The sequence below is a fragment of the Streptomyces sp. SN-593 genome (assembly GCF_016756395.1).
Classification (GTDB): Bacteria; Actinomycetota; Actinomycetes; order Streptomycetales; family Streptomycetaceae; genus Actinacidiphila; species Actinacidiphila reveromycinica.
Genome location: NZ_AP018365.1, coordinates 6,550,885 through 6,564,150 on the forward strand (window position 1 = coordinate 6,550,885; position 13,266 = coordinate 6,564,150).

Consider the following 13,266-nt stretch of genomic DNA (forward strand, 5'->3'; position numbering starts at 1 on the left):
CCGCCCGGTGTCAACGGCCCGACCTCAACGGCCGGGCGGCGTACGGGTGGACGCTGGACCGGGGGCGATCTGCTCGACGGCCTCCACGTCCATCCGCGCGGGCGTGCCGAGCGCGGCGCCACAGCTCTCAGGCCGCGGGGGAGTGGCGGCGCGCTGGGCGACCAGCACCCGCCAGGCCCGGCCGTCGGTGTGCTCGACGCGCACGGACCAGGCGGTCCGTGCGTCGTCGTTCCCGGGCCCCGGCGCGGGCTGCTCAGGCTGCACGGGGTCGGCGGCGCGCACCGCCAGCACCGCCGCGCGGTCCTCGTCGACGAGCGTCCGGACCGCCAACTCGGCGGCCTGCCCCGGGCGGGACCAGGTGGAGCGGCCGCGGCAGCCGTCCAGGGCGACCCGGCCGGCGCGCGCGGCGGTCAGCGCGTCCTTGGCCGAGGCGGCGTCCAGACGGCCGTAGGAGTAGCCGTGCGGCAGCACCAGCATGGTCGGGGCGAAGCGGTGGCCGCCGAGATGGGTGGTCTCCCAGACGTCGAAGCCCTCGTCGGCGGCGAGTTCGGCGGCGAGCGGACGACCGTGCAGGGCGCAGCAGCGGTCGCGGGTGCCGTTGGTGCAGACGAGGGCGACCGGTCGGGCGCCGGGGCCGTCGGCGGGGGCGCCGAAGCCGGCGGACCGGCCGCCGCCGAGAGCCGGGAAGTCCAGGTCGGCCAGGTCGGAGGCGTCGGCCAGGTCGGCGGTGCAGACCCAGGGCCGGTCGGGCGCGGTGTGGGCGGCGATGACGCGGCGCAGGCGCGGCCGGTGGGTGTCGGCATGCCGGCCGGGGCGCCGGATGAGGCCGAGCCGGACACCGGTGCCGTCGGCGAGGCGCTCCAACGTGCGCCCCAGTACCGGGTCGAGGTGGCTGGTCCTGAGCGCCTTCGCCCCCCACGGCCCCGGCTGCTCGATCAGGAGCCAGGTCCGGGCGGTCGCCGCGGTCGCGGTCAACGGTTCGGCCAGTTCGGTCGAGGCAATGGTGCAGAGGCTCACGCCGCCGAGCCTAGACCGTACCTCCGCGCGTGCCCGTACCGGCGCCCGTCGCCGTACGCCGGTCCTCGGACCGGTGCCGTATGCCGGTCCTCGGACCGGTGCCGTACGTCCGTCCTCGGACCTGTATCGCGGGCCCGCCGCCCGGCCCGGGCCCGTCGCCGTACCGGCCGCCCAGCCAGCCGCGTGTTCCGCCCTGCTGGGCCCGCACCCACCCGTGCCCGGGCCGTGGCGGGCCCGGGCACGGGTACGGGGGTGCGGCTACGCCGGGCCCGCGATCACCGCGACCGGCTTGGCCAGCGGGACACCGGAGCCGTCGCGGCGCGGGTCCTTCGGCGGGAGTTCGGCGGGCGCGCCCGCCGAGGTGGCCGCGCGGGCCGGTGCGGGACCCGCCCAGGCCAGCAGCAGGCCGTTCTCCCCGCGCAGGAACCGCTGGCAGCGCACCCCGCCGGTGGCCCGCCCCTTCCGCGGGTACTGGTCGAACGGTGTCAGCTTCGCGGTGCCCTCGCCCGGGCCGTCGAGCGTGCCCTCGGAACGGGCCACGGTGAAGACCACCGCCTCCACGGCCGGGTCCACCGCGGTGAAGGAGATCACCCGGGCGCCGTCGGCGAGCTTGATGCCCGCCATACCGCCGGCCGGGCGGCCCTGCGGACGGACCTGGGCGGCCGGGTAGCGCAGGAGTTGGGCGTCGTCGGTGATGAAGACCAGGTCCTCCTCACCGGTGCGCAGCTCCACCGCGCCCACGATCGCGTCGCCCTCCTTGAGGGTGATGACCTCCAGGTCGTCCTTGTTGGACGGGTAGTCCGGCACGACCCGCTTGACCACGCCCTGCGCGGTGCCGAGCGCCAGCCCGGGCGAGGACTCGTCGAGCGTGGTCAGGCACAGCGCCCGCTCCCCGTCGTCGAGCGCCAGGAACTCCGACAGCGGGGCGCCGCCGGCGAGCGAGGGCGGGCCCGCGGTGTCCGGCAGCATCGGCAGGTCGATGACGGTCAGCCGCAGCAGCCGGCCGGTCGAGGTCACCACGCCGACGTCGGAGCGGGCGCTGGTCGCCACCGCGGACACGACCACGTCGTGCTTGGCCCGCTTGCCCGAGGTGTCGGAGGGCGGCTCGCCCACCGGGGTGCGCGCCACCAGCCCGGTCGAGGAGAGCAGCACCCGGCACGGGTCGTCGGCGACCTCCAGGGGCACCGCGGTGGCCGGGGCGCCCGCCGACTCCAGCAGCGCGGTACGCCGCTCGGTGCCGTACTTCTTCGCGACGGCGGCGAGTTCGGAGGACACCAGCTTGCGCAGTTCCGCGTCCGACTCCAGGATGCGGGTCAGCTCGGCGATCTCCTCGTTGAGCCGGTCGCGCTCGGCCTCCAGCTCGATCCGGTCGAAGCGGGTCAGCCGGCGCAGCGGGGTGTCGAGGATGTACTGCGTCTGGATGTCCGACAGGCCGAACCGGTCCATCAGGCGTTCCTTGGCCTGCGCCGCGTTCTCGCTGGACCGGATGATGGAGATGACCTCGTCGATGTCGACGAGCGCCACGAGCAGGCCGTCCACCAGGTGCAGCCGGTCACGGCGCTTGGTGCGCCGGAACTCGCAGCGCCGCCTGACCACCGTGAAGCGGTGGTCGACGTAGACCTCCAGCAGCTCCTTGAGGCCGAGGGTGAGCGGCTGGCCGTCCACCAGGGCCACGTTGTTGATGCCGAAGGAGTCCTCCATCGGCGTCAGCTTGTAGAGCTGTTCGAGCACGGCCTCGGGGTTGAAGCCGTTCTTGATCTCGATGACCAGCCGAAGGCCGTGCTCGCGGTCGGTGAGGTCCTTGACGTCGGCGATGCCCTGGAGCTTCTTGGCACCGACCATGTCCTTGATCTTGGCGATGACCTTCTCGGGCCCGACGGTGAAGGGCAGTTCGGTGACGACCAGGCCCTTGCGGCGCGGGGTGACGTCCTCCACCGAGACGGTGGCGCGGATCTTGAAGGTGCCGCGGCCGGTCTCGTACGCGTCGCGGACACCGGACAGTCCGATGATCCGGCCGCCGGTGGGCAGGTCGGGCCCCGGGACGTGGCGCATCAGCGCGTCGAGGTCCGCGTTCGGGTACCGGATCAGGTGCCGGGCGGCCGCGACGACCTCGCCCAGGTTGTGCGGCGGCATGTTCGTCGCCATCCCGACCGCGATCCCGGACGAGCCGTTGACCAGCAGGTTCGGGTAGGCGGCCGGCAGGACCTCGGGCTCCTGCTCCTGGCCGTCGTAGTTGGGCGCGAAGTCGACGGTGTCCTCGTCGATCGACTCGACCATGAGCTGCGCCGGGCCCGACATGCGGGCCTCGGTGTAGCGCATCGCGGCCGGCAGGTCGTCGAGCGAGCCGAAGTTCCCGTGCCCGTCGACCAGCGGCAGCCGCTGCGAGAAGGGCTGCGCCATCCGGACCATCGCGTCGTAGATCGACGCGTCGCCGTGCGGGTGCAGCTTGCCCATCACCTCGCCGACCACGCGGGCGCACTTGACGAAGCCCCGCTCGGGGCGCAGGCCCATCTCGTTCATCTGGTAGACGATGCGGCGGTGCACCGGCTTCATGCCGTCACGGGCGTCGGGCAGCGCGCGGGCGTAGATCACCGAGTAGGCGTACTCAAGGTAGGAGCCCTTCATCTCGTCCACGACGTCGATGTCGAGGATGCGCTCCTCGAAGTCGTCGTCCGGAGGCGGGCTCTTCGTCGTGCGGCGGGCCATCTCGGCGGCGCTCCTTTGCCTTGCGTGGTGCCTTCGGGTGCGTGGTGCGTGGTGCGTGTACGGGGTGGTGCGTTGCGTGTCGTGCTGCGGGTACGTCCTGTTGCCGGGCCGCGTGCCGCGCGGTGCGGGTCGCGCGCTGCTGCCGCGCACGGACGGCGGGCCCGCGCCGCGGTGCGGCGCGGTCCATTGTGGACCGCGGCACCGACAACGCGGACCGCGACCCGGCACGAGCGCGTTCCGGGCGGGAACTTCGCGCGGCGCGGGCACGCTTGCCTAGAGTGGCAGCACTCTACGCAGTCACGCAGCAGCGACCGGAAGGACAGCTTGCCCATGGGTCACACGGCCACGCCGGAGGCACACTCCAGCGGCCTGACAGCCACCGAGCACCGCCTGGCGAACGGCCTGCGAGTGGTGCTCTCCGAGGACCACCTCACCCCGGTCGCCGCGGTATGCCTCTGGTACGACGTCGGTTCGCGCCACGAGGTCAAGGGCCGTACCGGTCTCGCCCACCTCTTCGAGCACCTGATGTTCCAGGGCTCGGCCAGCGTCAAGGGGAACGGGCACTTCGAGCTCGTCCAGGGCGCGGGCGGTTCGCTCAACGGCACCACCAGCTTCGAGCGCACCAACTACTTCGAGACCATGCCGGCCCACCAGCTCGAACTGGCCCTGTGGCTGGAGGCCGACCGCATGGGCAGCCTGCTGACCGCGCTGGACCAGGAGAGCCTGGACAACCAGCGGGACGTGGTGAAGAACGAGCGCCGCCAGCGTTACGACAACGTGCCCTACGGCACCGCGTTCGAACGCCTCAGCGCGCTCGCCTTCCCGGACGGCCACCCCTACCACCACACCCCGATCGGCTCGATGGCCGACCTCGACGCGGCCTCGCTGGAGGACGCCCGCGCCTTCTTCCGCACGTACTACGCGCCCGGAAACGCGGTGCTGTCCGTGGTCGGCGACATCGACCCGGCGCAGACCCTCAAGTGGATCGAGAAGTACTTCGGCACCATCCCGGCCCACGACGGCAAGCCGGAGCCGCGCGACGGCTCGCTGCCCGACGTGGTCGGCGAGGGCGTGCGCGAGGTGATCGAGGAGGACGTCCCCTCCCGTGCCCTGATGGCCGTCTACCGGCTGCCGCACGACGGCACCCGTGAGAGTGACGCTGCCGACCTGGCGTTGACGGTCCTGGGCGGCGGCGAGTCCTCCCGGCTGCACAACCGGCTGGTGCGGCGCGACCGTTCCGCCGTGACCGCCGGGTTCGGCCTGCTGCGGCTGGCCGGGGCGCCCTCGCTCGGCTGGCTGGACGTCAAGGCGTCCAGCGGCGTGGAACTGCCCGCCATCGAGGCGGCCGTGGACGAGGAGCTGGCCCGCCTCGCCGAGCACGGCCCCACGCCCGAGGAGATGGAGCGCGCGCAGGCGCAACTGGAGCGCGAGTGGCTGGACCGGCTCGCCACGGTGGCCGGCCGCGCCGACGAACTGTGCCGGTACGCGGTGCTGTTCGGCGACCCGCAGCTCGCCCTCACCGCGGTGCAGCGGGTGCTGGACGTGACGGCCGAGGAGGTCAGGACGGTCGCCGCGGCGCGGCTGCGCCCCGACAACCGGGCCGTCCTCGTCTACGAGCCCACCGGGGGCGCCGGCGCACAGCAGGACGACCAGGACGAGCAGGGAGAGGGTGCCGAGGCATGAGCGCCACCGCCGACACCATGACGTTCCACCCGCAGCCGCAGGCCGGCGAGCCGAAGCCGTGGGCGTTCCCCGCGCCCCAGCGCGGCACCCTGGCCAACGGCCTGACCCTGCTCACCAGCCACCGCCCCGGCCAGCAGGTGGTCGCGGTCGAGGTGCTGCTCGCCGCTCCGCTGGCCGCCGAGCCCGAGGGCCTCGACGGTGTGGGCACCATCATGGCCAGGGCGCTGTCGGAGGGTACCGACCAGCACTCCGCCGAGGAGTTCGCCGCCGAGTTGGAGCGCTGCGGCGCGACGCTCGACGCGCACGCGGACCACCCGGGGGTGCGGGTCTCCCTCGAGGTGCCCGCGTCCCGGCTGGACAAGGCGCTCGACCTGCTCGCCGAGGCGCTGCGGTCCCCGGCCTTCCCGGACGACGAGATCAAGCGGCTGGTCGCCAACCGGCTCGACGAGATCCCGCACGAGCTGGCGAACCCCGGCCGCCGGGCCGCGATGGCGCTGTCGAAGGAACTGTTCCCGGCCGAGGCGCGCCACTCGCGGCCCCGCCAGGGCACCGAGGAGACGGTGCGGCGGATCGACGCGGACGCCGTGCGCGCCTTCTACACCGCGCACGTCCGGCCCGCCACGGCCACCGCCGTGGTGGTCGGCGACCTGACCGGGATCGAGCTGCCCGTGCTGCTGGAGAGCACGCTGGGCCGCTGGACGGGCACCAAGGCCGAGCCCGCGGCCCGCCCGGCGATCGTGGCCGACGACACCGCGCGCGTGGTGATCGTGGACCGGCCCGGCTCGGTGCAGACCCAGTTGCTGATCGGCCGGACCGGCCCGGACCGGCAGGACCCGGTGTGGGCGGCGCAGGTGCTGGGCACCTACTGCCTCGGCGGCACCCTCACCTCCCGGCTGGACCGGGTGCTGCGCGAGGAGAAGGGCTACACCTACGGGGTGCGCGCCTTCGGCCAGGTGCTGCTCTCCTCCGCCGACGGCACCGGCGCCGCGCTGCTGGCCGTCAGCGGCTCGGTCGCCACCGAGGTGACCGGCCCGGCCCTGGCCGACGCCTGGCGGGTGATCCGCGAACTGGGCGAGGGCGGGCTGACCGACACCGAGCGCGACGTCGCGGTGCAGAACCTCGTCGGGGTGGCCCCGCTGCGCTACGAGACCGCCGCCGCGGTGGCGAGCACCTTCGCCGACCAGGTCGAGCAGGAGCTGCCCGACGACTTCCAGGCCGCGCTGTACGCCCGGCTCACCGAGACCGGCACGGTGGAGGCGACGGCCGCGGTCGTCAGCGCCTTCCCGCTGGACCGCCTCGTGGTGATCCTGGTCGGCGACGCGGCCGCGATCGCGGACCCGGTGCGGGAACTGGGGATCGGCCCGGTGTCCGTCGTCTCCTGACCCCGGCCGCGGAACCCCCGCGACCCCCCCCACCGGAACCCCGGCCCGCCAGCGCGGCGCCGGGGTTCCGGCCGTCCCGCCCCCTCCCGCCGCCCCCCTCGGCCGTCCCGCCGCCTCGGCCCGGCCGCCCCCGCCCTCCGGTACCCCCACGCCCGTCCCCGCCCTGCCCTCTCCCCGCCGCCCCGCCCGGGGCGCGCGCCCCCACGCCGGACACCGGCCACGATTCGCGCCCCCCTGTCCGAAAACCATCCGGAACGACCCGGAAATTCAGGGGCTGCATTTCCGTACGGTCTCGTGCTGCAATAGAGTCGCGTCAGAATGCATACGGGGAGAGAGCGGAGTTCTTGCGATGCGGAAACGGATGTGAACGGCGCGGGGGGCACCGATCGGCGTATCTCCGCCCAGGTGGTGTGTACGGCGATCCGCGACGACATCGTGGGCGGCTTCTTCCCGCCCGGCAGCCGGCTGACCGAGGAGCTGCTCGCGCAGCGGTACGGGGTGTCGCGGGTGCCGGTGCGCGAGGCGCTGCGCACCCTGGAGTCCGAGGGCTTCGTCCGCACCCGCCGGCACGCCGGCGCCTCGGTGGCCGAGCCCACCGAGCAGGAGGCCGCGGACCTGTTGGAGCTGCGCGGCCTGTTGGAGCCGCTGGGCGCCGCCCGGGCCGCGCAGCGTCGGGGCGAGTCCCACCTCAAGGTGCTGCGCGGCCTGGTCCGGCTGGGTCAGGAGCGCGCGGTGCAGGGGCAGTTGTCGGACCTGCCGGCGCTCGGCGGCTGGTTCCACGAGACGCTGGCGCAGGCGTCCGGCAGCCCCACGCTGGCCGCCCTGCTCACCCAGCTCCGGTACAAGATCGCCTGGGTGTACGCCGGGGACAGCACCGACCGGGCCGCGCTCGCGTGGGAGGAGCACGCGGCGATCGTGGACGCGGTGGCTCGCGGCGACGCCGAACGCGCCCGCCGGCTGGCCGCGCTGCATGTGGAGCACGCCTCCTCGGTGAGGACCCTGAAACGCGCCGTACACGCGGGACGCCGCCGCGCTTAACAATCGCACCGTATACAAGAACGTGAATTGTCGTCCCGGATATCGCGGGAAATGCCGACCGGCCGGGCCGAGGGCATGTCCGGCTCCGGTGAATTCCGCTGTGCGGGTGTTTTACGCGGCGACCGGTCATCCGGAGCGGCGGCCGGTATTCGCTGCGGCGGGCATTGCGGTCCGCCGGCCTCAGACCGTCTCGGGCAACTCGTCCAGGCCCTCGGCGACCAGCTTCGCCAGCCGGTCCAGCGCCACCTCGGCCCCGTCCGCCTCCGAGGCGAGCACGACCTCCTCGCCGCCCTGCGCGCCGAGACCGAGCACGGCGAGCATCGACCCGGCGTTGACCGGGGCGCCCCCGGCCCGGGCGATGGTCACCGGCACCCCGGCGGCCATGGCCGCGCGGACGAAGATGGATGCGGGGCGGGCGTGCAGCCCCTCCGCCCAGCCGACGTTGACGTGCCGCTCAGCCATGGTGAAGTCCTTCGGGTCGGTGCCATCCGCACAGGCGGTTCCAGTGATCGAGACCAGTCGAGCACGCCTCCGGCGCGGCTTCGACGCACCGGCCCGCGCTCGAAGCGGCCTCCCCCAGACTGCCCCCTGCGCGTCGGCGGCGCGAGCAGACACCCCACGCGCTCCGGCGCATACGCTGGGGACATGAGCGAGCAGCCGTACCCCGTCCACTGGGAGGCCGACGTCGTGCTGCGCGACGGCGGCATCGCCCGGATCCGGCCGATCGGCCCGGAGGACGCCGGACGGCTGGTGGACTTCTACGAGCAGGTCTCCGACGAGTCGAAGTACTACCGGTTCTTCGCGCCCTACCCGCGCCTGTCCGACCGGGACGTGCACCGCTTCACCCACCACGACTACGACGACCGGGTCGGCCTCGCGGCCACCGTCGGGGGCGAGTTCATCGCCACCGTCCGCTACGACCGCACCGACGAGTACGGGCGGGCGGTGTCGGGGCCGGCGGGCACCCGCGCCGAGGTCGCCTTCCTCGTCCAGGACGCGCACCAGGGCCGCGGCGTCGCCTCCGCGCTGCTCGAACACATCGCGGCCGTCGCCCGCGAGCGCGGCATCCTGCACTTCACCGCCGAAGTCCTGCCCGCCAACCGCAAGATGGTCAAGGTCTTCACCGACGCCGGCTACACCCAGCAGCGCAGCTTCACCGACGGCGTCGTCCACCTCGACCTCGACCTCGAACCCACCGACGAGTCCGTGCGTGTGATGCGCGCCCGCGAACACCGCGCCGAGGCGCGCTCCGTCCAGCGGCTGCTGCGCCCGGAGTCCGTCGCGGTGGTCGGCACCGGCCGCCGGCCCGGCGGCCTCGGCCGCACGCTGCTGCGCAACATCGCCGCCGGCGGCTTCACCGGCCGCCTCTACGCGGTCAACCACGCCTTCCCCGCCGGCGGCACCGACCTCGGCGGCGTGCCCGGCCACCGCTCGGTCCGGGAGATCGCGGAAAGCGGCGCGAGCGTCGATCTCGCGGTGGTGGCGGTGCCCGCCGAACGGGTGCCCGAGGCCGTCGCCGACTGCGGCGCCGCCGGGGTGCGCGGCCTCGTCGTGGTCAGTGCCGGCTACTCCGAGGCCGGCCCCGAGGGCCGGGCCCGCCAGCGCGAACTGGTCCGGCAGGCCCGCTCCCACGGCATGCGGGTGATCGGCCCGAACGCGTTCGGGGTCCTCAACACCGCGCCCGACGCCCGGCTGAACGCGTCGCTGTCCCCCGACATGCCGCGCCGCGGCCGGCTCGGCCTGTTCACCCAGTCCGGCTCCATCGGCATCGCCCTGCTCTCCGGGCTGCACCGCCGGGGCCTGGGCCCGTCCACCTTCGTGTCGGCGGGCAACCGGGCGGACGTCTCCGGCAACGACCTGCTCCAGTTCTGGCAGGACGACCCGGACACCGGCGCGGTGCTGATGTACCTGGAGTCCTTCGGCAACCCCCGCAAGTTCACCCGGCTCGCCCGCCGCACGGCGGCCGAGAAGCCCGTCGTGGTGGTGAAGGGCGCCCTGCACTCCGGCGCGGTGCCCCCCGGCCACGAGGTGCCCGTCACCCGCATCCCCGACTCCACGGTGTCCGCGCTCTTCCGGCAGGCCGGGGTGATGCGGGTCGACACCGTCACGGAACTGCTCGACGCCGGGTTGTTCCTCGCCCTCCAGCCGCTGCCCGCCGGCAACCGCGTCGCCATCCTCGGCAACTCCGAGTCCCTGGGCCTGCTCACCTACGACTCGGCGCTCACCGCGGGGCTGCGCCCCGCCGCGCCGGTCGACCTCACCACCACCGCCGGCCCGGACGACTTCGCGGCCGCCCTCACCACCGCGCTGGCCGACCCCGGCAGCGACGCGGTGGTGGTCACGGCCATCCCCAGGGTCGGCACCGACCTGCTCACCGCCGACCCGAGCGACCCGGGCGACGCGGCCGCCCCCGCCGTCCCGTCCGACCCCGAGGCCGGCGACGACCCCGCCCTCGCCGCCGCCCTGCGGGCCGCCGCCGCCGGCGCGGACAAGCCCGTGGTGGTGGTCCACCTCGCCCTCGACGCCATGGCCGACCGGCTCGGCGCGCCCGTACCGGAACCCGGGGAGGACAGGGCACCGACGCGCGGACCCGGGGAGGCCGGGCCGCCACCGCCCGGGCCGGGCACGTCCGGGCCGGGCACGTCCGGGCCGCCGCCCGTGCCCGACGGGTCCGCGGCGCCCGTGCCCGATGCGGCCGGCACACCCGCCGCCCGTGTCCCCGCCGCCCGCGCCGCCGAGGCCCGTATCCCCGCCTACCGCGCGCCGGACCGCGCGGTCGGCTCGCTCGCCGAGGCCACCGCCTACGCCGCGTGGCGCGCGAGCGTCGCGGAACCCGGCCGGGTCCCGGACCTGGACGGGATCGACGAGGCCGGCGCGACCGAGGACGTGCGCCGGCTGCTGCCGCCGGGAACACCGCCCGGCGAGGGCGTCACCCTCACCGAGGCCGACACCGCGGCCCTGCTCGGCCGCTACGGCGTCCAGGTCCGCCTGGCCCGGCCCGCGCCCGACCCGGACGCCGCCGCCCGGGCCGCCGCCGCGCTCGGCTACCCGGTGGCGCTGAAGACCACCGCGCCCCACCTGCGCCACCGCGCCGACCTCGGCGGCGTGCGGCTCGACCTCGCCGACGAGGACGACCTGCGGCGGGCCTACGGCGAGCTGACCGCGCGGCTCGGCGGGCCCGCCGAACTGCGCCCGGTGGTCCAGGCGATGGCCCCGCGCGGGGTGGACACGGTGGTGCGGGCCGGGGTGGACCCGGCGGCGGGCGCGGTGCTCTCCTTCGGGCTGGCCGGCGCGCCCTCCGAACTCCTCGGCGACATAGCGCACCGGCTCGTCCCGGCCACGGACCGCGACGCCGCGGAGCTGGTGCGCTCCCTCAAGTCCGCGCCGATGCTCTTCGGCTGGCGCGGCGCCGAGCCGGTCGACACCGCCGCGCTGGAGGAACTGCTGCTGCGGGTGTCGATGCTCGCCGACGACCTTCCGGAGGTGGTCGCCGTCGACCTGGAGCCCGTGGTGGTCGCGCCGCGCGGTCTGAGCGTGCTCGGCGCGCGGGTCCGGCTGGCCACCCCGCCGGCCCGCACCGACCTGGGCCCGCGCGCGCTGACGACGTACTGAAGGCCCTGGAGCGCGCATAGGATGGACCTCATGGCGAAGACCGGTACGACGACGCAGGGACTGCGCACGGCCATCGAGCGCAGCGGCTACTACCCGGCCCTGGTGGCCGAGGCCGTCGAGGCGGCCGTGGGCCGCGAGCCGGTCACGTCGTACCTGGTCCACCAGGAGACCACCTTCGACGCCAACGAGGTGCGGCGGCACGTGACGGTGCTGGTGCTCACCGGCAGCCGGTTCATCGTCAGCCACACCGACGAGCAGGCGGCCGACGACACCTCGCCGAGCCCGTACGCGACCACGTCGACCGAATCGGTGAAGATCGGCCGGATCTCCTCGGTGGTGGTCAGCCGGGTGGTGGCCAACCCCGAGTCCTACACGCCGGGCACCGCCGGCACTCCGGGCACCCTGCCGCGCGAGGTCGTGCTCACCATCGGATGGGGCGCCGTCTCCCGGATCGACCTGGAACCGGCCGCCTGCGGGGACCCCAACTGCGAGGCCGACCACGGGTACACCGGCTCCTCGACCGTCGACGACCTCTCGCTGCGGGTCAGCGAGGCCGGCGACGGCCCCGACACCGTCCGGCAGGCCCTCGCCTTCGCGCAGGCCCTCTCCGAGGCGACAGCGGCCACGGACTGATGGGCGGACCGCTTCCCGACGCCTACGACCCCGAGCCGCTCGACCTGCGCACCGCACCGGTCCCCGCCTACGGCACCGGTGCGCTGTGCGACGTGATCCCGGCCGCGGTCGCCGGGTTCGACGTCCCCGGCATGCCCCGCACCGGCCTGGTCCTCGAACCGGCCGACCGGGTCTGCGTGTTCCTGGTGGACGGGCTCGGCTGGGAGCTGATCCTGCGCCATCCCGAGGAGGCGCCCTTCCTCACGTCGCTGCTGGGCACCTCCACCGGCGGCAGCGGACGCCCGCTCACCGCCGGCTTCCCGTCCACCACCGCGACCTCGCTCGCCTCCGTGGGCACCGGCCTGGCGCCGGGCGCGCACGGCCTGGCCGGGTACACGACGCTCAACCCCGGCACCGGCGAGCTGATGAACCAGTTGCGCTGGCAGCCGTGGACCGCGCCGCACACCTGGCAGCCGCACCCGACGGTCTTCCGGCTCGCCGACGCCGCCGGGATCGCCACCTGCCAGGTCTCCTCACCGACCTTCGCCCAGACCCCGCTGACCAAGGTCGCGCTGTCCGGCGGCGCCTTCCACGGGCGGCTGTCCGGCGAGGACCGGATGGACCTGGCCGCCGACCGGCTCGCGGCCGCCGACCGCGCGCTGGTCTACACGTACTACAGCGAGCTGGACGCCATGGGCCACCGGCACGGCGTCGACTCCGACGCATGGCGCGGGCAGTTGGCGATGGTCGACCGGCTGGCGCAGCGCCTCGCCGAGCAACTGCCGCCGCGCAGCGCCCTGTACGTCACCGCGGACCACGGCATGATCGACGTCCCGTTCGACGAGGAGTCGAGGATCGACTTCGACGAGGACTGGGAACTGCGCGCGGGGGTCGCGGTGCTGGGCGGCGAGGGCCGGGCCCGGCACGTGTACGCGGTGCCCGGAGCCGCGGCCGACGTGCTCGCGGTGTGGCGCGAGGTGCTCGGCGACAGGATGTGGGTGGCCGGCCGCGCGGAGGCGGTGGCCGCCGGCTGGTTCGGGCCGGACTGCGAGCCACGGGTGCTGGGGCGGATCGGCGACGTGGTGGCCGCGGCCCGGGACGACGTGGCGATCGTGGCGGGCCGCACCGAGCCGGGGGAGTCGAGGATGGTCGGGCTGCACGGCTCCATGACCCCCGTCGAGCAACTGGTCCCGCTGCTCGAAGTACGCTCCTGAGG

9 protein-coding genes are annotated in these 13,266 nt (G+C 74.8%); 6 read left to right on the forward strand and 3 right to left on the reverse strand.

All coding sequences use genetic code 11. From position 1 onward, the window contains the following. Positions 1-24 precede the first annotated feature (24 nt). Both RVR_RS28075 and RVR_RS28080 read right to left on the reverse strand, forming a co-directional pair. A complete protein-coding gene (locus RVR_RS28075) occupies positions 25-1,017 on the reverse strand; it encodes a ferredoxin family protein (RefSeq protein WP_202236678.1) in 993 nt (330 codons plus the stop codon). Positions 1,018-1,275: 258 nt separating this feature from the next. Then, entirely contained in the window at positions 1,276-3,723 is a 2,448-nt protein-coding gene (locus RVR_RS28080) for a DNA gyrase/topoisomerase IV subunit A (protein WP_202236681.1), read from the reverse strand. Between the two features lie 330 nt (positions 3,724-4,053). Between RVR_RS28080 and RVR_RS28085 the strand changes: the two genes are divergently transcribed. From RVR_RS28085 to RVR_RS28095, 3 genes are all read left to right on the forward strand, one after another. Next, positions 4,054-5,406 (forward strand): M16 family metallopeptidase, encoded by a 1,353-nt coding sequence (locus tag RVR_RS28085; protein ID WP_202236683.1) that lies wholly within the window; start codon positions 4,054-4,056, stop codon positions 5,404-5,406. Continuing rightward, positions 5,403-6,788 carry a M16 family metallopeptidase gene (locus tag RVR_RS28090; RefSeq protein WP_202236685.1) on the forward strand — a complete coding sequence of 462 codons (1,386 nt, stop codon included), beginning with the start codon at positions 5,403-5,405 and terminating at the stop codon, positions 6,786-6,788. The genes RVR_RS28085 and RVR_RS28090 overlap by 4 nt, the downstream gene beginning before the upstream one ends. Before the next feature lie 363 nt (positions 6,789-7,151). Then, on the forward strand, positions 7,152-7,826 hold the full coding sequence (locus RVR_RS28095; protein ID WP_237405005.1) for a GntR family transcriptional regulator: 675 nt from the start codon (positions 7,152-7,154) through the stop codon (positions 7,824-7,826). Between the two features lie 180 nt (positions 7,827-8,006). Here RVR_RS28095 and RVR_RS28100 read toward each other — a convergent pair whose 3' ends face one another. Further along, positions 8,007-8,288: an HPr family phosphocarrier protein gene (locus RVR_RS28100; RefSeq protein WP_202236689.1), complete on the reverse strand. Its 282-nt coding sequence runs from the start codon at positions 8,286-8,288 to the stop codon at positions 8,007-8,009. A 183-nt stretch (positions 8,289-8,471) separates the two neighbouring features. Between RVR_RS28100 and RVR_RS28105 the strand changes: the two genes are divergently transcribed. Genes RVR_RS28105 through RVR_RS28115 form a run of 3 tightly spaced genes read left to right on the forward strand, consistent with a single transcriptional unit; the run spans position 8,472 to position 13,264 of the window. After that, the gene (locus RVR_RS28105) at positions 8,472-11,438 is read left to right on the forward strand and encodes a bifunctional acetate--CoA ligase family protein/GNAT family N-acetyltransferase (protein ID WP_202236691.1); all 2,967 of its coding nucleotides are present in this window, start codon (positions 8,472-8,474) and stop codon (positions 11,436-11,438) included. A 30-nt stretch (positions 11,439-11,468) separates the two neighbouring features. Further along, a complete protein-coding gene (locus tag RVR_RS28110) occupies positions 11,469-12,071 on the forward strand; it encodes a DUF5998 family protein (RefSeq protein ID WP_202236694.1) in 603 nt (200 codons plus the stop codon). Next, positions 12,071-13,264: an alkaline phosphatase family protein gene (locus RVR_RS28115; RefSeq protein WP_202236696.1), complete on the forward strand. Its 1,194-nt coding sequence runs from the start codon at positions 12,071-12,073 to the stop codon at positions 13,262-13,264. Before RVR_RS28110 ends, RVR_RS28115 begins: the two co-directional genes overlap by 1 nt. Positions 13,265-13,266 lie beyond the last annotated feature (2 nt).

Bases quoted from the DNA above. Each gene is read 5' to 3' on its own strand.
- RVR_RS28110 (WP_202236694.1), top strand. From the start codon at position 11,469: ATGGCGAAGACCGGTACGACGACGCAGGGACTGCGCACGGCCATCGAG.
- RVR_RS28085 (WP_202236683.1), top strand. From the start codon at position 4,054: ATGGGTCACACGGCCACGCCGGAGGCACACTCCAGCGGCCTGACAGCC.
- RVR_RS28115 (WP_202236696.1), top strand. From the start codon at position 12,071: ATGGGCGGACCGCTTCCCGACGCCTACGACCCCGAGCCGCTCGACCTG.
- RVR_RS28080 (WP_202236681.1), bottom strand. From the start codon at position 3,723: ATGGCCCGCCGCACGACGAAGAGCCCGCCTCCGGACGACGACTTCGAG.
- RVR_RS28090 (WP_202236685.1), top strand. From the start codon at position 5,403: ATGAGCGCCACCGCCGACACCATGACGTTCCACCCGCAGCCGCAGGCC.
- RVR_RS28100 (WP_202236689.1), bottom strand. From the start codon at position 8,288: ATGGCTGAGCGGCACGTCAACGTCGGCTGGGCGGAGGGGCTGCACGCC.
- RVR_RS28105 (WP_202236691.1), top strand. From the start codon at position 8,472: ATGAGCGAGCAGCCGTACCCCGTCCACTGGGAGGCCGACGTCGTGCTG.